This is a genomic window from Streptomyces sp. GL_140 (assembly GCF_057834465.1).
In genome coordinates, this window is sequence record NZ_CM174404.1 from 2,563,357 (window position 1) to 2,586,961 (window position 23,605).

Annotated in this window: 18 protein-coding genes; 10 read left to right on the top strand and 8 right to left on the bottom strand. The window is 71.1% G+C overall.

Annotated features, from left to right (window positions below):
- Window positions 1–56 precede the first annotated feature (56 nt).
- The 7 genes from AC3IYJ_RS12015 to AC3IYJ_RS12045 all read left to right on the top strand — a co-directional run bounded on the left by AC3IYJ_RS12015 (window position 57) and on the right by AC3IYJ_RS12045 (window position 6,938).
- Entirely contained in the window at window positions 57–677 is a 621-nt protein-coding gene (locus AC3IYJ_RS12015; RefSeq protein ID WP_489401294.1) for a rhomboid-like protein, read from the top strand.
- 58 nt (window positions 678–735) lie between these two features.
- Window positions 736–1,536: a tyrosine-protein phosphatase gene (locus tag AC3IYJ_RS12020; RefSeq protein ID WP_489401295.1), complete on the top strand. Its 801-nt coding sequence runs from the start codon at window positions 736–738 to the stop codon at window positions 1,534–1,536.
- 61 nt (window positions 1,537–1,597) lie between these two features.
- Complete coding sequence (locus tag AC3IYJ_RS12025; protein WP_489401296.1) at window positions 1,598–3,526, top strand: hypothetical protein; 1,929 nt, start codon at window positions 1,598–1,600, stop codon at window positions 3,524–3,526.
- A 52-nt stretch (window positions 3,527–3,578) separates the two neighbouring features.
- A complete protein-coding gene (locus tag AC3IYJ_RS12030) occupies window positions 3,579–4,481 on the top strand; it encodes a metal-dependent hydrolase (protein ID WP_489401297.1) in 903 nt (300 codons plus the stop codon).
- Window positions 4,478–5,536 carry a PDR/VanB family oxidoreductase gene (locus tag AC3IYJ_RS12035; RefSeq protein WP_489401298.1) on the top strand — a complete coding sequence of 353 codons (1,059 nt, stop codon included), beginning with the start codon at window positions 4,478–4,480 and terminating at the stop codon, window positions 5,534–5,536. The genes AC3IYJ_RS12030 and AC3IYJ_RS12035 overlap by 4 nt, the downstream gene beginning before the upstream one ends.
- A gap of 47 nt (window positions 5,537–5,583) precedes the next feature.
- Window positions 5,584–6,351, top strand: a complete 768-nt coding sequence (locus AC3IYJ_RS12040; protein ID WP_489401299.1) for a TetR/AcrR family transcriptional regulator — start codon at window positions 5,584–5,586, stop codon at window positions 6,349–6,351.
- A gap of 50 nt (window positions 6,352–6,401) precedes the next feature.
- The gene (locus AC3IYJ_RS12045; protein WP_489401300.1) at window positions 6,402–6,938 is read left to right on the top strand and encodes a GNAT family N-acetyltransferase; all 537 of its coding nucleotides are present in this window, start codon (window positions 6,402–6,404) and stop codon (window positions 6,936–6,938) included.
- 9 nt (window positions 6,939–6,947) lie between these two features.
- Here the strand turns inward: AC3IYJ_RS12045 and pulA are convergent, their stop codons facing one another.
- The 3 genes from pulA to AC3IYJ_RS12060 form a co-directional block, all read right to left on the bottom strand.
- The gene (gene pulA, locus AC3IYJ_RS12050; protein WP_489401301.1) at window positions 6,948–12,362 is read right to left on the bottom strand and encodes a pullulanase-type alpha-1,6-glucosidase; all 5,415 of its coding nucleotides are present in this window, start codon (window positions 12,360–12,362) and stop codon (window positions 6,948–6,950) included.
- Window positions 12,363–12,403: 41 nt separating this feature from the next.
- On the bottom strand, window positions 12,404–14,152 hold the full coding sequence (locus AC3IYJ_RS12055; protein ID WP_489401302.1) for a carbohydrate-binding module family 20 domain-containing protein: 1,749 nt from the start codon (window positions 14,150–14,152) through the stop codon (window positions 12,404–12,406).
- Window positions 14,153–14,331: 179 nt separating this feature from the next.
- A complete protein-coding gene (locus tag AC3IYJ_RS12060; RefSeq protein ID WP_489401303.1) occupies window positions 14,332–14,736 on the bottom strand; it encodes a YrhB domain-containing protein in 405 nt (134 codons plus the stop codon).
- Window positions 14,737–14,776: 40 nt separating this feature from the next.
- On the opposite strand from AC3IYJ_RS12060, the gene AC3IYJ_RS12065 reads away from it, so the two are divergent.
- Window positions 14,777–15,064: a hypothetical protein gene (locus AC3IYJ_RS12065; RefSeq protein ID WP_489401304.1), complete on the top strand. Its 288-nt coding sequence runs from the start codon at window positions 14,777–14,779 to the stop codon at window positions 15,062–15,064.
- A gap of 63 nt (window positions 15,065–15,127) precedes the next feature.
- On the opposite strand, the gene AC3IYJ_RS12070 is transcribed toward AC3IYJ_RS12065, so the two are convergent.
- The 5 genes from AC3IYJ_RS12070 to AC3IYJ_RS12090 form a co-directional block, all read right to left on the bottom strand.
- The gene (locus tag AC3IYJ_RS12070) at window positions 15,128–16,147 is read right to left on the bottom strand and encodes a LacI family DNA-binding transcriptional regulator (RefSeq protein WP_489401305.1); all 1,020 of its coding nucleotides are present in this window, start codon (window positions 16,145–16,147) and stop codon (window positions 15,128–15,130) included.
- Window positions 16,132–17,772, bottom strand: coding sequence for a glycoside hydrolase family 13 protein (locus AC3IYJ_RS12075; protein WP_489401306.1), 1,641 nt, complete (start codon window positions 17,770–17,772; stop codon window positions 16,132–16,134). Before AC3IYJ_RS12075 ends, AC3IYJ_RS12070 begins: the two co-directional genes overlap by 16 nt.
- A gap of 74 nt (window positions 17,773–17,846) precedes the next feature.
- Window positions 17,847–18,713 carry a sugar ABC transporter permease gene (locus AC3IYJ_RS12080; protein ID WP_489401307.1) on the bottom strand — a complete coding sequence of 289 codons (867 nt, stop codon included), beginning with the start codon at window positions 18,711–18,713 and terminating at the stop codon, window positions 17,847–17,849.
- The gene (locus tag AC3IYJ_RS12085) at window positions 18,710–19,780 is read right to left on the bottom strand and encodes a carbohydrate ABC transporter permease (RefSeq protein ID WP_489401308.1); all 1,071 of its coding nucleotides are present in this window, start codon (window positions 19,778–19,780) and stop codon (window positions 18,710–18,712) included. The genes AC3IYJ_RS12080 and AC3IYJ_RS12085 overlap by 4 nt, the downstream gene beginning before the upstream one ends.
- 8 nt (window positions 19,781–19,788) lie before the next feature.
- Entirely contained in the window at window positions 19,789–21,063 is a 1,275-nt protein-coding gene (locus AC3IYJ_RS12090) for an extracellular solute-binding protein (protein WP_489401309.1), read from the bottom strand.
- Between the two features lie 356 nt (window positions 21,064–21,419).
- On the opposite strand from AC3IYJ_RS12090, the gene AC3IYJ_RS12095 reads away from it, so the two are divergent.
- Window positions 21,420–22,460 (top strand): LacI family DNA-binding transcriptional regulator, encoded by a 1,041-nt coding sequence (locus AC3IYJ_RS12095; RefSeq protein WP_489401310.1) that lies wholly within the window; start codon window positions 21,420–21,422, stop codon window positions 22,458–22,460.
- 182 nt (window positions 22,461–22,642) lie between these two features.
- Entirely contained in the window at window positions 22,643–23,548 is a 906-nt protein-coding gene (locus AC3IYJ_RS12100; protein WP_489401311.1) for a phosphatase PAP2 family protein, read from the top strand.
- Window positions 23,549–23,605: the final 57 nt, after the last annotated feature.

The window sequence follows — 23,605 nt, forward strand, 5'->3', positions numbered from 1 at the left end:
TGCTGCCACGAAAACCCCGCCTCGCCGCACGCGCGGGCGTATTCGATCATGACCGGGTGAACTCACTGCCGTGGAAGGTGCCGCTGGGCGCGGTGTACGCGGGCGGGGTCCAGCTGGGGGCGTACGCCCTGGAGCGACTGGATCCGGCCGCCCGCGAGCGGGTGCTGCGCGCCTGCTCGACCAATGCCGAGAACCTCGACGCCGGCCGCTGGGAGACCCTGCCGATCAGCGCGTTCCTCGTCGAGGAGCCGATGCCGCTGCCGTATGCGCTGCTGCTGACGGCGGTCCTCGGCTACAGCGAATACGCGTACGGGGCCTGGTGGACGGCCGCCGCCTTCCTGTTCGGGCACGGCGCGGCGACCCTGCTGGTCTACGGCGTGCTGCGCGGGACGGCCGGTCCGCGGACCCGGCGGGCGGTGGACGTGGGCACGAGCTACGGGTTCAACACCGTGCTCGGCGTGCTGACCTCGGCGCTGCCGCGCGGGCCGGTGCGCACGGCCGCCCGGGCGGGGCTGCTGGCGCTCGCAGTGCGGCCCGTGCTCATGCGGGGCCGGACCTTCACGGACGTCGGGCACCTCGTGGCGCTGGGGCTCGGCCTGGGGGTGTCCGTGGCCGCCGATTACCTTTCCGAAGCAAAATCTCCGAAAATCGTATGGATGACACGCGTCACCACCTGAATCCACGAATCCGCACAGCCGCACATTCCACAGCAACGCCAACGCTGGAGTCGCCAAGATGACCGCCACCCCTGCCACGACCGTCGCCAACCTCCGCGACCTCGGAGGCACCCCGCTCTCCGGCGGCCGCACGGTCCGCCCCGGCCTGGTGCTCCGCTCCGGCCAGCTCGACCGGCTCGACGTGGACAGCGACCCGGCCGTGGCCGCGCTGGGCCTGCGCACGGTCATCGACTTCCGCACCGACGCCGAGCGCGCCGACCACCCCGACCGGGTGCCGGCCGGTGCCCGGCTGCTCATAGCCGACGTCCTGGCCGACAAGATGCGCTCCGGGCCGTCCGGCATGCCCGCCGCCGCGCAGCTCAAGGACCTGCTGTCCGACCCGGCGGTCGCCGAGGAACACCTGGGCGGCGGCAAGGCGCAGACGCTGTTCGGCGGCGTCTACCGCTCGCTGGTGAGCTCCGGCTCCGCGCAGGCCTCGTACCGGACGCTGCTCACCGAGCTCGCCGATCCGCAGTCGGGCCCGCTCCTCTTCCACTGCACGGCGGGCAAGGACCGTACGGGCTGGGGCGCGACCGTCGTCCTGTCGCTGCTCGGCGCCGACGACGAGACGCTGATGAGCGAGTACCTGTCGGTCAACCCGGCGGTGCGGCAGGCCTTCGCCCCGATGATCGAGGGGTTCACGGCGGCCGGCGGGGACCCGGACATCGCGCTGGCCCTGATCGGCGTCTTCCCCTCCTACCTGGAGGCGGCGATGGACGAGGTGAACACCCGGTACGGCTCGATGGAGAAGTACGTGCGCGAGGGCCTCGGCATTTCCGACGAGACGGTCGAGGCGCTGCGCACCCGTCTCATCTCCTAGTGATCCGAACGCGCGCACTGGGGACGGGTGACCATCCGACCATTCGCTCGTTCTGCTGAATGTGACTGCGCCGGATACCGCCACCCGCCCCCTCTCGCCCGACGTCGAGCAGGCCGAGGCCGCCATCGTCGAGCACTATCCGCGGCTGGTGCGGCTCGCCTACCTGGTGCTGCCACCCGCCCTCGGCCGCAATCGCCGGGTCCTCACCGCCCACTCGCTGGCCCAGCGCGCCCTGCCGCGCGGCCGCCGGGACGGGGCGGTCGCCGCACAGGCCGCGGTGCAGGGCGGGGTTCCCGGCCAGCGGGGCGGGACGGGTACCGAGTCCGGGTACGCGTACGTACGTCTGCGCGTGCTGCGGGCCGCCCTGGAGGCCGGGATCCCGCTGACCTTCCGCGCGCTGCCCCGGCGGGCCCAACTGCCGCCGCTGCTCCCCCAGGTGTGGGGGCTGCGGCTGTTCCCGCGCTCGGGCGGCGCCGAGGAGCTGGCGCTCGACCAGTGGCTGGCCACCCTCGACGGGCCGGGGCGGGCCGCCTGCGTCCTGCGGGCGCTGGAGCGGCTGCCCGAGCCGGAGGTGCTGCGGGTGCTGTCGGAGGCCGGGGTCGTCAATCCGGCCGCCGCCGTCGCCGAGTCCGGGGATCCGGCGACCGACGAGCTGTTCGCCTCCCCCGAGTTCGATCCGTGCGTGCTCCAGGCCCGGCCCACCGATCTGCTGCGCCGCCGCCGCTTCGCGCGGGCCGGCATCGCCGCCGGGGCGGCCCTCGTGGTGTGCGGGGCGCTGCTCGCCCTGCCCGGCGGGGGCTGGGGGGCCGACGGGGCGGCGGCCCCGCTGTACGCGAAGAACGCGGCGGCGGAGCAGGCCCTGGATCCCGGGCAGCTGGTCCGGGCCGCGGCCGGGGCCTGGCGCACGTCCTCCCGTACCGACTATTCCTCCTGGCCCGCGCGCGGGGACCGGGCCGACGACACCGCCCTGCTGCGGCGGGCGCTGGCCGTCTGGGCGCGGCCCGGCCGTTCGGTGGTCGTCTCGGCGACCCCCGGCACCCCGTCGGGTCCGCCGATGGGGCCGCCGCAGCTGCTGTTCGCCGGGACCGTCGACCAGGCCGTCGTGGTGCTGCTCTACGACGGGCTGCGCGTGGCCCGGTACGCCGAACCGCGCTCCGGCACCGACATCGCGGCCCTCGACTTCGCCCGGACCGACGGCGCCTCCGAGGACACGGCGACCGCGCTCGTACTCAGCCGGGTCGACGGCAACGTCCGCTATCTGGCGGCGCCCTGGGTGACGGGCGCGGCGCTGCGGGACCTGCTCAAGCCCGGCGAGGCCCCCTCCGAGCTGAAGCTGACGCCGGGCGGGATGACTCCGCCGGTGCCGAGCCCGGCGCCCGACGGGACCTGTACCAGCTGGAACGCGCTGGCCCTGACCGGCGACGGCGCGACCCGGCTGGTCACCGACCTGGGCGAGCTGACCCCGGCCCGGCTGACCTCGGGGGCGCCGGGTGCCGAGCGGAACGTGACGGAGGGCGCGGAGCTGGGCGACTGGTCGCGGATCGCCTGTCTGCTGCCTTCGGTGCGCTCGCACGGGGTGCGCACGGTCAACGCGTGGACGTACGCGAAGCAGCCGCTGCCGGAGGGCGACGGCTCGGCGACCTGGCTGTGCACGCGGGCGGAGACCTGGCAGGGCACGGCGGACCGGGTGCAGGCGCAGTTCCTGGCCCCGGGTGCCCCGTTGGCGGCCCAGGCCGCGAAGGCGGAGGGCTCGCCGGCCTGCGGGGCGCGGGAGCCCCGGGTGCTGGCCGGGGTGCTGTGGAAGTCGAAGGCCGGGCAGTGGTACGTACTGGCCGCGGGCAGCGCGCAGTTCGCCTCGCTGACGGTTGGCGGCGGCCAGGTGACCGGGTCCGCGGTGGGCAACCGGCTGGCGGTGAAGGCTCCGGCGGGGGCGCAGGTGGAGCTGTCGGGCAAGCTGACGGACGGGGCGAAGGCGGGCGTCCTGCGGTAGAAGTCTGCGCAGGGGGCTTTTCCCCGCCCCTACCCCTCAGTACATTGACGCCATGTCTAATACGCCGCCCGCGTCGCCCGCCCCCGTGGCGTCGGAACACATAGATCTGAAGGCCCGGAACGTGTCCTTCTCCTGGGAGGACACCCCGCTCCACTGGCTGCCCGGCGATCCCTTCGCCAACCACACCATCAACGTGCTCCACCTGCTGCTCCCGGCGGGCGAGCGCTGGTTCGTGCACGTCTACAAGCAGGTGCTCCCGTACATCACGGACGACCGGCTGCGGGAGGACGTCGTCGGGTTCATCGGCCAGGAGGCCATGCACGCGAGCGCGCACGACGACGTGCTCCCCCACCTCAAGCGGCTGGGTCTGGACCCGACCCCGTACACGGCCCAGGTCGACTGGCTCTTCGAGAAGATGCTCGGCGACCGGACGCTGCCTCCGGGCAAGGCGCGCAAGTGGTGGCTGATGGAGCGTGTGGCGATGATCGCCGCGATCGAGCACTACACGGCGTTCCTGGGCAACTGGGTCCTCAACGCCGAGGAGCTGGACCGGCGCGGCGCGGACCCGATGATGCTGGACCTGCTGCGCTGGCACGGCGCGGAGGAGGTCGAGCACCGCTCGGTGGCCTTCGACCTCTTCATGCACCTGGACGGCAACTACCGCCGCCGCGCCAGGACCTGGGCCACCGCCTTCACCGCGCTGGTCTTCCTGTGGCAGCGCGGCTCGCGCTACTTCATGGAACACGACCCCGAACTGCCGCCCGGCTCCAAGGCCTCGGTGGGCCAGTTCCACCGGTCGGGGCGCAAGGGCACCCTGCCGTCCACGGGCGCGATGCTGAAGTCGATCCCGACGTACCTCTCGCGCACCTACCACCCCTCGCAGGAGGGCTCGACGGCCCAGGCCGTCGCCTACCTGGCCTCCTCCCCCGGCGCGAACGGAGGTTTCCACGCATGAGGCGCGGCAAGGCACTGGCGGTGGGGGCGCTCGCGGGCGCGGCCTGGCTGACGAAGCGGGCGATCGGCAGGCGCATCGACGCCGGGTCGCCGCTGTGGCCGCTGCCCGCGCTGGAGACCCCCGTCTCGGGGTACTCGCCGCGGCGGTGGATCCCGGCCCTGATCGTGTCCCGTACGGAGCCCGCGGACGGCGTCCTGTCCCTGACCCTGGAATCTGCGGAACTCCCGGCCTGGACCCCGGGTGCGCACGTGGACGTGCAGCTCCCGTCGGGCCTGGTCCGCCAGTACTCCCTGTGCGGCGACCCCTCCGAGCAGGGCCGCTACACGATCGCGGTCCGGCTGGTCGAGGACGGCCGCGGCGGCTCCCGCGAGGCCCACGCCCAGCTGGTGGAGGGCGCGGAGCTGCCGGTCCGCCCGCCCCGCAACCGCTTCCCGCTCGCGCCGTCCCCCTCGTACGCCTTCGTCGCGGGCGGCATCGGCATCACCCCGGTCCTGCCGATGCTGCGGGCGGCGACGGCCGCGGGTGCGACGTGGACCCTGCTCTACGGGGGCCGTTCGCGCGCCTCGATGCCCTTCGCCACCGAGCTGGCGGCCGCGTACGGGGACCGGGTCGTGCTGGTGCCCGAGGACGAGGCGGGCCTCCCCGACCTGTCTGCGCTCTCCGTGCTCGGCCCGGACACCCTGGTCTACTGCTGCGGCCCGGCCCCCCTGATGGCGGCGGTCGAAGCGGCGGCCCCGCAGGGCACCGCGGTCCACCTGGAGCGGTTCGCCCCGGCCGCCTCGGGCAGCGACGCGAGGGCCTTCACGGTGGAACTCCACCGCTCGGGGCGGGTGATCGAGGTGGCGGCGGAGGAATCCGCGCTGACCGCGGTGCGCCGCGAGCTCCCCAGCACCCCGTACTCCTGCGAGCAGGGCTTCTGCGGCACCTGTCAGCACCGGGTCCTGTCGGGGACCGTCGACCATCGCGACACCCTCCTCACGGACGGCGAACGCGAGGACTCGATGCTCCTGTGCGTCTCCCGCGCGGCCACGGACCACCTGGTCCTGGACCTCTGAGGGGCGCTGCGAACGGCCCGGACGGGACGCGCAGTAGGGTGTTCCGCATGACAACCGGGGTGCGGCGCAGGATGGGTGTCGAGGAGCGGCGGCAGCAGCTGATCGGGGTGGCGCTGGAGCTGTTCAGCCACCGGTCGCCCGACGATGTGTCGATCGACGAGATCGCGGCGGCGGCCGGGATATCCCGGCCGCTCGTCTACCACTACTTCCCCGGCAAGCTGAGCCTGTACGAGGCCGCGCTGCGCCGGGCCGCCGACGAGCTGGCGCTGCGGTTCGTGGAGCCGCAGGAGGGTCCGCTCGGGGCGCGGTTGCTGCGGGTCATGGGGCGTTTCTTCGCCTTCGTGGACGACCACGGGCCCGGGTTCTCGGCGCTGATGCGGGGCGGGCCGGCCGTCGGGAGCAACCGGGCCAACGCGATGATCGACGAGGTGCGCCAGGCCGCGTACGAGCAGATCCTGGCCCATCTGGGGGTCCCCGCGCAGGCTCCGCCCGCACGCCTGGAGCTGGTGGTGCGCTCGTGGGTGTCGCTGGCCGAGTCCACTGCGCTGATCTGGCTGGACGGGCGGCGGATCCCGCGCGCCGAGCTGGAGCTGCAGCTGGTGCACGACTTCGCGGCGCTGGCCGCGGTAAGCGCCGCCTACGACGCGGAGATGGCGGGAATCCTCGTACGGATCCTCGCGGACGAGCCGGCCGACGGGCCGTTCGGGGAACTGGTGGGGCGGCTCGCGGCGCTCGTACCGGCGGCGCGGGAGACCGCGGCGGTGACGTCCGCGACGACGGCGGCGCAGACGGGCGTGCCCGCGCCGCGCCGATAACCGGGCCCCGGAGGAACCTTCTTGATCATTCTCCGGGCGATAATGCCCGCGTGATCATTGAAGACGGGATCTTGTTCCGGCGGGCCGAGGAGAAGGACGCCGGCACGCTGGTGCAGCTGTACGACCAGGCCGCCCGCTGGATGCGCCAGCAGGGGATCGAGCAGTGGAAGCCCGGGGAGAAGGACCCCGCGCACTTCCTGACGGTCATGCGGGAGGGCGAGGTGTGGCTCGCCTCGGACGGTGACGGGCACGCCGTCGGGGCGTACGAGCTGTGGTGGTCCGACGAGGAGGCCTGGGGCATCCAGCCGCCCGTCGCGGGCTACGTGCACCGGCTCATGGTCGAACGCGAAACCGCGCCCGCCGGGGCCGGCCGGCGGCTGCTCGAACATGCCGAGCGGCGCATCGCCAGGACCGGCCGCGAACGGGCGCGGCTGGACTGCGTCTCCACCAATCCCCGGCTGCTCGCGTACTACCAGGGTGCGGGCTACCGGGTGGTCGGGGAGTTCCCTCACAAGGAGGGCAAGGACGGGCGGGTGTACGGGGTGATCCTGCTGGAGAAGCGGCTCGATCAGCTCACTCTCGTCTGAGCCCGCGGATCAGGTCCGCTTGAAGACCGCCACCGTGCGCGCGGGGACCGTGAACTCCCCCGTCCCCGCGTCGTACACCGATCCCTTGACCGCGGCGTCCGCCCCCGACGCCTGGACCGGGTGCAGCCCGTAGGCCGTGCCCGCGAGGGCGGGGATGCGCTGGGCCCGGGACTCGGGGGTGGCGTTGAAGACCACCACCAGCTCGCCCAGGGTCATCGTGATCACGCCCGGGGTCTCCTGGGGCCCCGAGAGCGGGAAGGCCAGCCGGGACTGGACCGCTTCGGCCGAGGTCAGGCCGAAGGCGGGTTCCGTCGTACGGATCCTCAGGAGGTCCCGGTAGGCGGCCGAGGTGCCCGTCATCTCCGCGCAGCCGGGGGCGCCGGCGGTCCCGGTGGCCAGCAGCGGCTTCGCGTAGGGCCACTTCGAGCGGTTGTCGGCGGCCGGCGGCAGGCCGCGGCCGAAGCCGTTCCCGTCACGGCAGTCCCAGTGGACGGCGTTGAACCAGTCGCCGCTGTCGAAGGAGTTGCGGTCCAGGGACTTCGAGCGCAGCAGGTCCGTGCCCGCCTGGGACAGGGACGGGCCCTGGGAGAGGGTCGCGACCGACATCCCCAGGACCTGCATGCGGGCCTGGTCGGCGGGCGAAGTGCCCTCCGGGAGCTTGTACTTCAGGGCGTCGAACAGCGATTCGTTGTCGTGGGCGTCCGCGTAGGCCAGCGCGTCGCCGGGCGCCGCCGCGTATCCGGCCGGGGCGCCGTTGTAGTCCACCTGGGAACCCTTGACCGCCTTGCCCGTGGAGTCCGTGAAGGCGTACGAGGCCAGGTTGCCGGTCAGCCCGACCTTGATCAGGTCCTGGTCGTGGAGGAGCCGGGCCCGCTGCTCGGCGGCCGTGCCGTTGGCGGGCGAGGAGTTCGGCGCCGTGAACAGGCCGGACGCGAAGCCCTGGACGCGCGGGTCCTCGTCGAAGGGGCCGCCGCCGCGCACCGCGTCGCGGGCGCGGTCGGAGAAGGTGGCGATGCCGGTGCCGGCCATGTTCTGCTGGGTGGCCTGGACGAAGCGGGCGTCATTGGCGACCTCGCCGAAGTTCCAGCCCTCCCCGTAGAGGACGATCCTCTTCCCGTCGACCCCGTCCTTGGCGACGGTCAGCGCGTCGAGGGCTGCGCGCACCGCCAGGATGTTGGCCTTCGGGTGGTGGCCCATGAGGTCGAAGCGGAAGCCGTCGACCTTGTACTGCTTGGCCCAGGTGACGACCGAGTCCACGACGAGGCGGCCCATCATGGCGTTCTCGGGCGCGGTGTTGGCGCAGCAGGTGGAGGTGGCGACGGAGCCGTCGGCCAGCAGCCGCTGGTAGTAGCCGGGGACGATGCGGTCCAGGACGGACTTGTCCGACTGCCCGGCCGCCACGGTGTGGTTGTAGACCACGTCCATGACCGTGCGCAGGCCCGCGCCGTTCAGGGACTGCACCATCCGGCGGAACTCCACCGTGCGGGCCGTGCCGTTCGGGTCGCTGGCGTACGAGCCCTCGGGAACCGTGTAGTGCAGCGGGTCGTAGCCCCAGTTGTACGAGTCCTTCGCGGCCGCGGCGGTCACGCAGGCCTGCTGCTCCTCGGAGTCCGGGGCGTAGACCTTCAGGTCGCAGGCGGGCTCGGTGCGGTCCGCGGCCTTCTCGGGGATGGTGCCGATGTCGAAGGCGGGCAGCAGGTGGACGTACGAGGTCCCGGCGGCGGCCAGCTCGCGCAGGTGGCCCATGCCGGCCGAGCCGGTGTCGGTGAAGGCCAGGTACTGGCCGGGGTGGGTGCTGGTGCGGTCCGCGACGGAGAAGTCGCGGATGTGGAGCTCCTGGATCTGCGCTGAGGTGAAGGGGACGGCGGCGGGCTTCTTCAGCTCGCGCCAGCCGGGCGGGGCCAGCTTCGGATCGGCCAGGTCCACGGCCAGGCTGTACGTGGAGTCCGTGGTCAGGGCGGTGGAGTAGGGGTCGGTGACCAGGTTCCGGACGACCTGGCGGGTGCTCGGGGCCCAGACGGTGACGGCGAAGCGGTACTTCTTGCCGGTCCAGTCGCGCTCCCCGCGCACCGACCACACGCCGGTGGCGTCGTCGCGGCGCATGGGGACGGTGCGTCCGCCGTCGAGCTCCAGGGCTACCTGCTGGGCGGTGGGTGCCCAGACGGAGAAGGTGGGGCGGCCGTCCTTGAAGACCGGGCCGAGGGCGGCGGATCCGGCGTTCTTCGCGTACAGGTCGTCGAGGACGCCCGCGAGCTGGACTCCGGTCGCCGCCAGGACGGCGCCGTTCGCGGCGCGGGCGCTGGCGACCAGCTGGCCGCGCAGGGCCTCGCGGACCCGGTCCCGGTCGCGCGGGTCCACGGTGAAGGCGGCGTACTGGGCCAGGTGCGGGAACTTCTCCTTCTGGGCGGCGGTGAGCTCGGTCTTCGACAGGCGCAGCCACTGGGCGCCGGCCTCGTGGAGGACGCCGTTCTCGGCGGTGACCGCACCCTCGCGGGAGGCTAGGAGCTGGAGCGAGGCGGCGGCCGGCGGGGCGTTCCAGGCGAGGGTGTCACGGTCGATCCAGACGGCCTGGGCCTTGGTGAGGTCCAGGGCGGCGGCGGAACCGGCCGGCTGCGGGAGGAGGTACTTCTCCTTGCCGCCCAGCATCCACACCTCGTGGCCGGAGCCGGTGGCCTTCAGGTCGAGGGACTGGTCGGAGGGGAGGTCCTTGGCGTCGCCGTTGTGGAGGATGTAGCTGAGGCTGGTGGCCCCGGCGGCGAGCGGGACCTCGTAGACGGCCCCGTAGGAGTCCATCCGGGCGGGGAGCAGCGGCTTGGACCAGTCGGTCGGCGTCGCGGCGCCCGTCCAGACGTGCAGGCCCCAGCCGTCGTAGGCGCCGTCGGGGCGCTGGTAGTGCAGGACGGCCTTGGCCTGGTCGGGCGCGGGATACGCGGGGCGCTCGGGGCGGGGGGCTTCCTTGCCCTGGTCGAGCCAGATCTCGCCGGTCTTCGTCACGTCGACGGAGCGGTCGGCGGCCACGTCCTTGGTGCCGTCCTTGTCGATGACGAGGTAGCTGACGCTGCTCGCGCCGGGCTTGAGCCTGACGTACGCGAAGGCTCCGTAGGCGTCGCGGCCGGTGAAGGCGTGCCCGGCGGGCCAGGTGGTGGCTTCGCCTTCGGCAAGGTCGCCCCAGGCGTACAGGCGCCAGTCGGTGTAGTCGCCGTCGGGGCGGTTGTAGTGGACGATCGCGTACTCGCGCTGGGTGGCGGTGGGCACCTCGGCGGGCGGGGCCTGACCGGCGCTCGACGCGGCGACGGCGCTCGCGGTGCGGCCGGCGGAGTCGACGACCACGGCCTTGTAGCGCAGGGCCGTGCCGGCCGGGGCGGTGACGTTCTGGGTGACCTTGTAGGGGGCGTGGTCGGCGGAGCCGAGGACCTGCCACTTGTCGGTGCCGGTTTGGGCGGCGAGGACGACGCGGCTCAGCGGGTCGCCGGTCACCTCGGCCGTGAGCTCGACGGTGCCGGTGGCGCCGGGTGCCGGGGCCTTGAGCGTGATGGTGGGCTTGGCGGCGGAGGCGGCGGGCTTGGCGGTCGGGGTGGCCGCCCGGAGGACGACGGAGCCGAGCGCGGGGACGGTGACGGTGAGCTTGCCGGCGCCGGAGGCGCGGGTCAGGGCGTTGCTTGCGGCCGCTCCTCCTCCGTAGAGGGTGCGGTACTGGGCGCCCGCCGGGGCGTCGAGCTCGATGGTGCGGGGTTCGGTGCCGTTGTTGGCGGCGACCAGGTACTCGGTGCGCGTGCGGGGGTCGGTGCGGGCGAAGGCGTAGACGGACCCATCGGAGAAACGTTCACTCTGAACGCCGTCCCGCAGGGCGGGATGTTCCTTCGTCAGCTTCGAGAGAGCACTGATCTCCTTGTAGAGAGGGTGCTCCGGATCGTAAGCATCGCTCGCGTGCGTGCGCGCCGTTCCGAGCTGATCATCATCCACATAATCGGCCACCTTCGAGGCGAAGAGCGGCTGCCGCGCGTCCTTGTCCCCGCCCGCGCCCGTGAACCCCTGCTCGTCGCCGGAGTAGATCACCGGATTGCCCCGGGAGAAGAACATCAGCTCGTTGGCCAGCCGGTAGCGGTCCAGCAGCTCCTGCTCCCCCGCGCCCGGCCGGTCCTGCTTCAGGAAGGTCCCGAAGCGCCCCATGTCGTGGTTGCCGAGGAAGGTGACCTGCTCGTACGCGTTCGCCTTGTCGGTCGTGTACCGGTAGTCGTCACCGAAGACGGATGCCAGCCGCCCGGCCCCCGCGCCCTGGGAGGCGTAGGAGCGGATCGCGTCCTGCAGCGGGAAGTCGAGGGTGGCGTCGAGGCGGCCCCGGGTCACGTAGGGGGAGGTGATGGCGGTGTCGGCGGAGTAGACCTCGCCGAACATGAAGAAGTCCTTGCGCCCGCGCTGGGCGGCGTACTTGTCGAGTGCGGTCGCCCACTGGGTCCAGAACCCCATGTCGACGTGTTTCACCGTGTCGATGCGGAACCCGTCGATGTCGAAGTCCTTGACCCACTTCTCGTAGATCTTCTCCATCCCCTCCACGACCTCGGGACGCTCGGTCCACAGGTCGTCGAGACCGAAGAAGTCCCCCTGGTCGGAGGATTCGCCGGCGAAGGTGGAGTCTCCCCGGTTGTGGTACATCGTCGGGTCGTTGAGCCAGGCCGGGGACTTGAGGTTCTTCTTCGCATCCGGAACGAAGGGGGTGCGGGGGAAGGATTCCGCGTCCACGGCGGGGAACTTCCCCTTCCCAGCCACGTAGTCCGAGTCGTTGAACGGCACCCCGTCCTTGGTCAGATAGGGGAACGCCCCCTTGGACAGATACCCGTAGGACGCCTCCCGGTAGTCGACGACATCGGCGGTGTGGTTGGCGATGACGTCGAAGAAGACCTTCATCCCCTTGCGGTGCGCCTTGTCGATCAGCCGCTCCAGGTCCGCGTTGGTCCCGAAGTGCGGGTCGACCTGGGTGAAGTCGGTGATCCAGTAGCCGTGGTAGCCGGCAGAGACGTCCTTGCCCGTCCCCTGGACCGGCTGGTTCTTGAAGATCGGCGCCATCCAGATGGCCGTGGTGCCGAGCCCCTTGATGTAGTCCAGCCGGTCGGTCAGCCCCTTGAGGTCCCCGCCCTGGTAGAAGCCCTTGTCCGTCGGGTCGAGCCCGGTCTCCAGCCGGGAACCGGTCAGGCCGCCCCGGTCGTTGGAAGGATCGCCGTTCGCGAACCGGTCCGGGAGCACGAAGTAGAACTGCTCGCGGGTCAGGTCGTGCCGCGCGGGCTCGGCCGCCAGCTTGGCGTCCGAGGGCGGGGCCGGCGGCGCCTTGGCGGCGACCGCCGCGGCGGCGGGGAGGGCGGGCAGGAGCGTCACGGCCAGGGTGGCTGCGAGCACTCCCGCGGCGCCGGCGAGGGCGGGGCGTATCAAGGGGGATCTCCTTGGATGCGGGACGGGGCGGGGCGGGAAGGTCAGTTGCGCCAGGTGTCGGTCAGCGTGACCTTGCCGTTGGCGGGGACCGTGGCGGAGCGGTTGGCTCCGCTCTCCCAGGTGACGTTTCCGGCGGCGTCCTTGCGGACGTACTTGTACGCGAAGACCGTGCCGGGCGGGAGCGTGACGTCGAGCTTCCAGACCGGGTAGGCGGCCGGGTCGAGCTTGAGCGCGCTGCCGGTGTTCCAGCTGCCGAGCTCGGCCCGGTCGCCGGTGACGTAGATGTTCTGGCCCAGAACCGTCGTGGCATTGACGGCAAAGGAAGCCCCGGCGGCGACCGTAGGAGTCGGGGTCGGGGTAGAGGTCGGCGTAGAGGCGGAACCACAACTACGAGCACCGACGTGCAGGGCCACGGCCGTCCCGGCGGCGAGGGTGGCGGTGAACCGCCCGCCGGAGTCCACGGTGACCGCGCGCCCGCTCTGCACGTCGCAGTAGTCGCCGGCGGCGAGCGAGGTCTGGAACGTCCGGGTCAGCGCCGACCCTTCGTGGTTGATGGCCACATAGGCCTTCGCACCCCGCCCGAAGGCGATCTGGTCGCCGCCGTTGTCCCACCAGTCGGTGACGGCCTGCCCGCGCGCGGAGTTGCGGAAGCCGACCATGGAGGAGATCTCCCGCCAGGCGTGCTGGCACTTCCACCCATCCGCATAACAGGCATTCACAGCGCCCCCGTTGGGCGGCCCGGCATCCTTGTCGGTCCACTCGTAACCCGAGTGCACGTCGGGAGACCCGTAGGGCCACGCGAGCATGAAGACGCTCGCCAGCGTGTAGGAGGAGCCGTCCTTGTAATTGAGCGTGTCGCCACCGCGCTCGGTGTCGTGGTTGTCGACGAAGACGGCCGACTGCCCGCTCGGCATGTACCCCCACGCCTCCCCGAAGTTCTTCAGGTAGGCGAGGTTCTCGTTCTGGAAGACCCGCTTCAGATCCCGGGCGTAGCGAAACTCCTGCACGTCCCCGTTCCCGAGGTACTCGGAGGGCGACACGGCCTCCCCAGCCCCGTAGATCGCCTCCTGCTTCCAATACACACCCGGGTTGGACAACCGCGACTTGATGTTGGCGAGGTCGACGGCAGGCATGTGCTTGGCGGCGTCGATCCGAAATCCGTCCACCCCGAGCGACAACAGATCATTGAGATAACCAGCGATCCGGCCCCGCACGTACTCCTCACCGGTGTCCAGGTCCGCGAGCTGCACGAGCTCGCAGTTCTGCACGTTGGCGCGGTCGGCGTAGTTGGAGATGGTCGCCCGGCAGTCGTCCATGTCGGAACCGGAATAGACGCCCGGGTAGTTGTACTTCGTGTACGAACTCCCCCCGGTCCCCACCCCATCCCCGGCCGCCATGTGGTTGATCACCGAATCGGCCACGACCTTCACCCCGGCCGCGTGACAGGCGTCGACCATCGCCTTGAAGGCGGCCCGGTCGCCGAGCCGCCCGGCGATCTTGTAGCTCACGGGCTGGTACGAGGTCCACCACTGCGCCCCCTGAATGTGCTCCTGAGGCGGCGAGACCTGCACGTACCCGTACCCGGCGGGCCCGAGGCTGTCGCCACAGGCCTTGGCCACGGAGTCGAACCGCCACTCGAACATGACGGCGGTGACGTCCTTCTCCCCGGGCGCGGAGGCGAAGGCCTCCGACGCGGGCCCACCGACGACGGCGAGGGCGGCTCCGGCGGATACGGCGGATACGGAGAGCAGCGCGGCGGCGGCTCTGACGGCGCGAGCACGGGTGAACATGCGGTGTTCCTCCTGGCGGAGAGGCACGGAGCCGGGTGGGGACCGGTCACGGCCGAGTTGGGGATTGGAGCGACCGTAGGTGCCAGGAGGAAGCCCTGCAAGACCTTGCGCAAGAGATTGCAGAATTGTTTCGGAACGGCGTCAGGGCTGAACGGGCGCCACAGGAAACCCCGAAGACATCAAAAGAAGTACGGACCCCCCGCGGGAGCAACCCACTGCACGCCGCCCCCGCGCGCCCCCCGCCGGAACAACCGCCGCACCCCACCGGAGCCCGCCGACTCGCCCCGGACCAACTGCCGGTAGCCGGGCTCCCAGTCCTCAACGGCGAAGGCCCGCCCATTGATCTCGTAGAGCCCACCACTGACCCGGTCCACCAAATACAGACTCCCACCCACCAGCCGGCAACCGGGATCGCCTGTGCGCACGTACTCCGCACTGTCCACGCCCACCACCCAGCACAACGGATGCTCCGTCACCCCCGAGACCACCGTCTCCACCGCAGGCGACCCGGCCACCCGCGCCTCCGCGTTGCGCCGTTCCACGAACGCCCGAACCAACCGCACGGCATGCGCTTCCTCAACCATCCGCACATCATCACGGACACGGGGTGCCACAGTGTGAGCCATGCGCCCGGACAAAAACCCGACTGCCGACGATGCAGCAGCCCAAGCCCTCCTCACGGAAGGAGCGGTACACGTCGAGACCCTCCAGTCCGACCCGAACACCCTCGACGCGTACCCGTACTCCCACCTGCTCCTGATAGCGCGGGGCGGCGCGTCAGCGCCCGCCCAGATCTTCTGGGGCGTAGCAACGCTGGAGGCAAAGGGCTGGACCACCGAGTCGTGGGACATGGCACCAGCGGGCCTGAAATCCGGCGTCTGGCGCGTGGTGATGCGCCGCCCGTCTCCCTGAGGGACGCCCCCAGGGACCGTCGAAGCCACCGACCCACCCGCAGCCCAAGCCAACCCCCCAGCCCTACCCCCCCGGCCCCTGCCCCGTGGACCCCCGGACCACCAGCTCCGGCTGGAAGATGTACTCCGTGCGTTGGACCGGGGTGCCGGCCACCGCCTCAAGGAGGGCTCCGACCGCCGCCGTGGCCATGGCGCGGACCGGCTGGCGGATCGTGGTCAGCGGGGGGTCCGTGAAGGCGATGAGCGGGGAGTCGTCGAACCCGACGACCGAGACGTCCTCCGGCACGCGCAGCCCCCGCTCGCGCGCCGCCCGTACGACACCCAGCGCCATCGGGTCGCTGCCGCACACGATGCCCGTGCAGCCCCGGTCGAGGAGGGCTCCGCCCGCGGCGTGGCCGCCCTCCACCGTGAACAGGGTGCGCTGGATCAGCCCTTCGGCCGGGGCCGAGGGGCAGGCGGCGACGAAGCCCGCCTCCTTGCGCGCCGAAGGCACGTAGCGCGTCGGCCCTATGGCGAGGCCGATCCTGCGGTGGCCCAGGTCCTCCAGGTGGCGGACCGCCATCTCCGCCGCCGCGCGGTCGTCGGGGGAGATGAAGGGTGCCTGGACCTGCTCGTTGAAGCCGTTGATCAGCACGAACGGCACCCCCCGCCCCGCGAGCCGCTGGTAGCGCGACGGATCCGCCGAAGAATCCGCGTGCAGCCCCGACAGGAACACGATGCCGGTGACCCCGCGCTCCTCCAGCTGTTCCACCAGCTCGTCCTCGGTGGCTCCGCCCGGGGTCTGCGTGCACAGCACCGGGGTGTAGCCGTGCCCGGCCAGGGCCTGCTCGATGACCTGGGCGAACGCCGGGAAGATGGGGTTGGTGAGCTCCGGGGTCAGCAGGCCGACCAGGCCGTTGCTGCGCCGCCGCAGCCGCACCGGGCGTTCGTAGCCCAGCAGGTCCATGGCGGCCAGCACCTTGTGACGGGTGCCGGACGCCACGCCCGATTTGCCGTTGAGCACACGGCTGACGGTCGCCTCGCTGACCGCGGCCTGCGAGGCGATGTCCGTCAGCCGAAGAGGTGAGGTCACCCCTGCCACCACACCGCCGTGTCGCCGGGCAGGGACAGGGGCTCACCCAGAACCAATGGCAGGTGCACCGGCACCGGCCCGCTGGACAACAACACCGTGCCCGGCACGGGAAGCCGCACCGGCTCGGCCGTCGTGTTGACGGTGCAGACGAACGCCCCCCGCCGGAAGGCCAGCACGCCCTCCGGGGCCTCCAGCCACTCCACCCCGTCGCCCGCGCCCAGCTCCGGCCGCTCCCGGCGCAGCCGCAGGGCCGTGCGGTAGAGCTCCAGGGTCGAGGCGGGGTCTCCGGTCTGGGCGGCCACGCTCAGACCGGCCCACTCGGCCGGCTGCGGCAGCCAGCTGCCACCGTCGCCGAAGCCGTACGGGGCTTCGGCGCCCGACCACGGGATCGGGACGCGGCAGCCGTCGCGCAGCCCGTCCTGGCCCTCGCCGCGGGCGAAGGCCGGGTCCTGACGGACGGAGTCCGGGAGCTCGGTCACCTCGGGCAGGCCCAGTTCCTCGCCCTGGTAGACGTACGCCGACCCGGGCAGGGCCAGCATCAGCAGCGCGGCCGCCCGCGCCCGGGCCAGACCCTGCTCCCCGCCCCCGTACCGCGTCACATGACGCACCACATCGTGGTTGGACAGCACCCACGTCGTCGGCGCCCCCACCGGACGCATGGCGTCCAGCGACTCGTCGATGGTGGCGCGCAGCGCCTCGGCGTCCCACCCGGTGTTCAGGTAGTGGAAGTTGAAGGCCTGGTGCAGTTCGTCGGGGCGCAGGTACATGGCCGTGCGGTCGGCGCTCGGCGTCCAGGCCTCGGCGACGCCGATGCGGTCGCCGGCGTACTCGTCCAGCACCTTCCGCCAGGAGCGGTAGATCTCGTGGACCCCGTCCTGGTCGAAGAAGGGCAGCACCTGGTTCCCCAGCAGCTTCAGCTGCTCCCCCCGCCCCAGATCGGGCAGACCGGGCGCCTTGACCAGTCCATGGGCCACGTCGATGCGGAAGCCGTCGGCGCCGAGGTCGAGCCAGAACCGCAGGATGGATCGGAACTCGTCCTGGACGGCCGGGTGTTCCCAGTTGAAGTCGGGCTGTTCGGGCGCGAACAGGTGCAGGTACCACTCGCCGTCGGCGACCCGCGTCCACGCGGGCCCGCCGAAGATCGACTCCCAGTCGTTCGGGGGCTCCGCCCCTCCATCTCCCCGCCCCTCCCGGAAGTGGAAGCGCTCGCGCAGCGGCGTACCAGGCCCTTCGCGCAGCGCCTGCTTGAACCATTCGTGCTGGTCGGAACAGTGGTTCGGCACCAGGTCCACGATGATCCGCAGGCCCAACTCATGCGCTTCGCGGATGACGGCGTCGGCGTCGTGGAGGCTGCCGAACATCGGGTCGATGGCCCGGTAGTCGGCGACGTCGTAGCCGGCGTCGGCCTGCGGGGAGGCGTAGAAGGGGCTGAGCCAGACGGCGTCGACCCCCAGTTCCTTGAGGTAGGGCAGTCGGGTGCGGATGCCTTCGAGGTCCCCCATGCCGTCCCCGTTGGAGTCGGCGAAGCTGCGCGGATAGACCTGGTAGATCACCGCTTCTCTCCACCAGCCGGGCCGGGTGCCGGTGGAGGTGGGGAGGCCGTCCCACGAGGTTTCGGCGGCGAGGTGCTGGGTCATGTCGTCCTTGGAGAGGTCGGGCCGGGGGTGAGAGGGGGCAGGCGGCGGGTGGTCAGCCCGTGCTCGCGAGGGCGTCAGCCCTTGGTCGCGCCTGCCGTCATCCCGGCGACGAGGTGACGCTGGGCGAAGAGGAAGAAGAACGCCGCGGGGATGGCGATGAGGACGGAGGCCGCGCTCATGGCACCCCAGTTGGAGGTGTACTGGGTGACGAAGGTCTGCAGGCCTCCGGCCAGGGTGAGGTGTTCGTCCCCGACCATGAAGGCGGAGGCGTACGCGACTTCGCCCCAGGCCGTGATGAAGGCGTAGAAGCCGGTGACGGCGAGGCCGGGCTTGGCCAGCGGCAGGATGAGGCGCCAGAAGGTCCCGAAGGGGTTGAGCCCGTCCACCCGCCCCGATTCGTCGATCTCGACCGGGATGGTGTCGAAGAAGCCCTTCATCATCCAGGCGCAGAACGGCACGGCGATGGTGAGGTAGGTGATGACCAGGCCGAGCGGCTGGTTGAGCAGTCCGAGCTGTCCCATGAGGTTGTAGAGCGGGACGATGAGGATGGCCATCGGGAACATCTGCGTGATGAGCAGGGTCCACATCAGCGGCTTCATTCCGGGGAACTTGAAGCGGCTGACGGCGTATCCGGTGGTGGCGGCGATGAACACCCCGAGGACGGTGGTGATGCCGGCGACCAGGACGGAGTTGCCGAACCAGCTGAGGAAGGAGGTCGACTCCACCAGGTAGCGGTAGTTGTCGAGGGTGGGTTCCTTCACGAAGTCCGTGGTGATGGCGTGCTTCGCGGGCTTGAGGGAGGTCAGCAGGACCCACAGCACCGGGAACACGGCGATCACGGACGCGACGATCAGGGTGCCGTGCAGGCCGGCGGAGGCGAGCGGGGACCGCTTGCCGCGCGGGCGGACAGGGGCCGTAGTCGTGGAGGTCGTCACGGTCACCACACCTCTCCCTGCTTGCGCAGCGAGCGCCGGTAGACCAGCGCGAAGATCATGAGCAGCAGGAGGATGAGTACGCCCCAGGTCGCCGAGACCGCGAAGTCGCGCGGGCTCGTCACGAACGCCTCGCGGAAGGCCTGGGTCACCAGGATCTCGGTGGAGTCGCCCGGTCCGCCCCGGGTGAGCAGGAAGATCACCGGGAACATGTTGAAGGTCCAGATGGTGGAGAGCAGGATCACGGTCATGCTGACCGTGCGCAGTCCCGGCAGGGTGATGTGGCGGAAGCGCTGCCAGGGGCTCGCCCCGTCCATCTCGGCGGCCTCGTAGAGCTCGCCGGGGATCGACTGCATGCCGCCGAGCAGGGCGACCATCATGAAGGGGATGCCGAGCCAGACGTTGACGGCGATGACCGAGAACTTGGCCCAGGTCGGGTCGTCGAGCCACGGGACGGCGGAGATGCCGCCGCCGTCGAGGATCTTGTTGAGGATGCCGTTGTCGCGGTTGAAGAGGAACCGCCAGGCGAAGACGGAGACGAATCCGGGGACGGCCCAGGGCAGGATGAGTGCCATCCGGTAGGCGGCGCGTCCCTTGAACTCGCGGTTGAGCACGGTGGCGAGGCCGAGGCCGAGCGTGAAGGTGACCGACACGCAGGCGACGGTCCACAGCACCGTCCACACCAGCCGCTGCAGGAACACCGGGTCGGCCAGGACGGCGGCGTAGTTGTCGAGTCCGACGAACTGGTACGTCGCCTCGATGTGGTTGGCGCCGATGGTGCGGCCGACGTTGCGCTCGGTGGCGTCGGTCAGCGACAGGTAGATGCCGCGGACGAGGGGCCAGCCGATGATCACGCCGAGCACGAGCACCACCGGGGTGACCATGGCCCAGGCGTACCAGTGGGTGGCCAGCGCCCGCTTCAGCCCGGGGCGGTTCCTGGTGCCGGTCCTGCCGTCGGTCCCGCCGCCGGTCCTGTTGGCAGTCCTGCGGCTCCGGCCGCGGGCGGCGGTGCCGGCATCGGGGCCGGCCTCGCCGCCCGCGGCCTTCGCCACGGACTGGCTGGTGTGAGCAGCCATCTTCTTCGCTACTTCCAACCCTTGAGGATCTTGCGGAATTCGACGCCGGCCGCCTTGGCCGCGTCCTCCGGGCTGGACGCCCCGGTGATCGCCTTGGTGTATTCGACCTTGAGCGGCTCGAAGAGGGATCCGTTCTCCGGGATCCACGCGCGCTCGACGGCCTTGTCCACGGCCGGCTTGAAGAACTGGACCATCTCGCTGGACTTGACGTCGGGCTGCTCGTAGGCGGCGGTCCGGGTCGGGAGCAGGCTCAGCTCCTTGGCGGACTGGACCTGCACCTCCTGCGAGGTCATGTAGTCGACGAAGGCGTTCGCGGCGGCGATGTTCTTGGAGCCCGCGTACACGGCCAGGTCGTGGCCGCCCTGCGGGGCGCCGGCCTTGACGGAGCCGGCCGGGACGGCGGCGACGCCGAGGTTGGACTTGTCCTTGAACTGGTCGCCGGCGTAGCTGTCGGCCACGGCCCACGGGCCGTTGATCATCATCGCGGCCTCGCCCGACTTGAAGGCGGTCTGCATGTTGACCCAGCCGTCGGTGGCGTTGGTGATCGCCGCACCCGAGGTGACGAGGTCGCGGGCGGTCTTGAAGGCCTTGACGCCCGCCGCGTTGTCCACGGTGACCGTCTTGGTCTTCGCGTCGACGAGGTCGCCGCCCTCTCCGTAGATGAGGGGCAGGAACCAGTAGGAGTCGTCGCCGCGCAGGTAGAGGCCGGCCTTGCCGGTCTTGGCCTTGATGGCGGCGGAGGCGGTCTTCAGCTCTTCCAGCGTCTTGGGGGGCTGGACGCCGGCGTCGGCGAGCATCTTCTTGTTGTAGAAGAGGCCGAGGGTGTCGATGACCTGCGGGACGGCGTAGGTCTTGCCCTCGTACTTACCGCTGGCCGCGGCCTGGGGCAGGAACTCGGCGTCGACCTTCTTGGCCGTGTCGGCCGGGACCTCGGCGAGGTAGCCGAGGGCGGCGAAGTCGGCGACCCAGCCCACGTCGGAGCGGATGACGTCCGGGGCCTCGGAACCGCTGCTGAAGGCGTTCTTGACCTTGTTCTGGGCGTCACCGTAGGGGACGTTGACGTACTTGACGGTCACCTTGGGGTGCTTGGCGGTGAACGCCTCGGCGAGCTTCTGGAAGGACGCCTTCTCGGCGTCGTTCGAGGTGTCCCACCAGGTGACGGTGCCGGAGAGCTCCCCGTCGGCCTTGGCGCCGCCGTTGCCGTCCTTGGTGTCACCGCCGCAAGCCGTCGCCGCGAGCGCCAGAGTCGCGACCAGCGCGGTGGCCGCTATGCCACGCCGCATATGAACTCCTTCGATGATCCCGGCCGCGCCTCGCGGTCCCGAGTTGCCGAGAACGTAACAAGCCTGCAAGCCGACCGAAAGACCTTGCGGCAATTTTCTGCAAGACCCGGTGATCGTTACATCCGTGTGTCCGTACGGTTGCCGCAGCTTGCTGTTGATTCGAACCTTCTTCGACTGTCCGGGCCCTCCACCAGGGAACGGATACCCTCCTTCGCCCGGTTCGACCCGCGAGTCGGCCGCCTCACGGCTTGCAAGCGCTTCCAGCGGCACTGCCGCGCGACCGCACCCCGGGGCCCCGTAGGAACCCCCGTGCACCTCGGTTACCAACGTGACGCGTGACCGGTACAGTCCTATCCGTGACCGCACGGCTAGCCGACATCGCAGCCCAGGCGGGGGTCAGCGAAGCCACAGTCAGCCGCGTGCTCAACGGCAAGCCCGGTGTGGCCGCAGGCACCCGTGAATCCGTACTGGCCGCACTCGACGTGCTCGGGTACGAACGCCCCGTACGCCTGCGCCAGCGCAGCGCGGGACTCGTCGGACTCATAACCCCCGAGCTGGACAACCCCATCTTCCCGGCGCTCGCCCAGGTCATCGGCCAGGCGCTGACGCGGCAGGGGTACACCCCGGTGCTGGCCACGCAGACGCCCGGCGGGTCCACCGAGGACGAACTGACCGAGATGCTCGTGGACCGCGGGGTCTCCGGGATCATCTTCGTCTCCGGGCTGCACGCGGACACCACGGCCGACATGGGCCGCTACGACCAACTGCGCGGCCAGGGCGTCCCGTACGTCCTGATCAACGGGTTCTCCGACAAGGTGCAGGCCCCCTTCGTCTCCCCCGACGACCGGGCCGCCATGCAGCTCGCGGTGACCCACCTGACCGCGCTCGGGCACACCCGGATCGGGCTGGCCGTCGGACCCAAGCGGTTCGTGCCGGTGCTGCGCAAGATCGAGGGCTTCCGGCTCGGCATGAAGGAACGGCTCGGACTCGGCGAGGAAGAGGTCGAGGAGCTCATCCAGCACTCCCTCTACACGCTGGAGGGCGGCCAGGCCGCCGCGGCCGCGCTGATCTCGCGGGGCTGCACGGCGGTGGTGTGCGCGAGCGACATGATGGCGCTCGGCGCGATCCGGGCCGCCCGCCAGCAGGGGCTGAAGGTCCCGCAGGACGTCTCGGTCGTGGGCTTCGACGACTCACCGCTCATAGCGTTCACCGATCCGCCGCTGACCACCATCCGCCAGCCCGTGCAGGCCATGGGCCAGGCGGCGGTGCGGACCCTGCTGGAGGAGATCGGGGGGACGCCGGCTCCGCACAGCGAGTTCGTCTTCATGCCCGAGCTCGTGGTCCGCGGGTCGACGGCCTCGGGGCCTCAGCAGGGCCGGGGCCCCGTCCGCCCCTGAGGGCCCGCTGGGCACTCCCCGCCCCCGGGGACCCCCGGGCCCCCTGGAGAACCCTGAGTCCTCCTGGTCCCGAAATCCTTGGGGCACAAGGCTTCCAGTAGTCCGTGAGGTGGACATGCTGCGCCCAAGACCGTCCCGAGGGATGATCGGAGGCGAGAACGCATCTGGCAGACTCTTTTCCTATGGGTGAAGCGAGCGTGAAAACACTGGATACCCGGACGGACGCCTCGTCACCCACCGTGACCGAGGACCAGAACCGCCCGGCGTCGTCCGAGCGAACCCTGCTCTCACGGCTCCGCGCACCCCGGCGACCCCGGATCTGGTTCGAGGTCCTGCTCATCGGGGTCAGCTACTGGACGTACTCGCTGATCCGCAACGCCGTACCCGAACAGAAGGCGGCCGCGCTCGCGAACGCCGACTGGATCTGGAAGGCGGAGCACACGCTCGGCATCGCCGTGGAACAGACGGTCAACCACGCCGTCAACTCGGTGACATGGCTGGTGGTGGGCATGAACTACTACTACGCCACGCTCCACTTCATCATGACCATCGGCGTCCTGGTGTGGATCTACCGCTTCCATCCGGGGCGCTACGCGGCCACCCGCCTGGTCCTCTTCGCCACCACGGGCGTGGCCCTGGTCGGCTACTACTTCTACCCGCTCGCGCCGCCCAGGCTGATGAACGGGCAGGACTTCGTCGACACCGTGCTGGTCCACCACACCTGGGGCTCCATGGCCTCGGGCAACCTCAAGCACATGTCGAACCAGTACGCGGCCATGCCCTCCATGCACATAGGGTGGTCGCTCTGGTGCGGGCTGACGATCTTCGCGGTCGCCTCCGCCCCCTGGGCCCGGATCCTGGGCCTGCTCTACCCGGCGGCGACGCTGATCGTGATCGTGTCCACCGCCAACCACTTCTGGCTCGACGCCGTGGGCGGCATGCTCTGCCTGGCCTTCGGCTTCACCGTCTCCCGCGCCTGGTACGGGTCCCTCCCCCACCGGCTGCCGCGCAAGCCGGAGGAGACCGGCCGCCACCCGGTGACGGCGGCCCTCCTGAACCTCCCCGCGCTGGGCCGCTTCCGGAACTGAGCCCCGTCCGGGCCGATCCGCTCCAGGGCCCCACGACTGCTTGACCTCAAGGAAGCT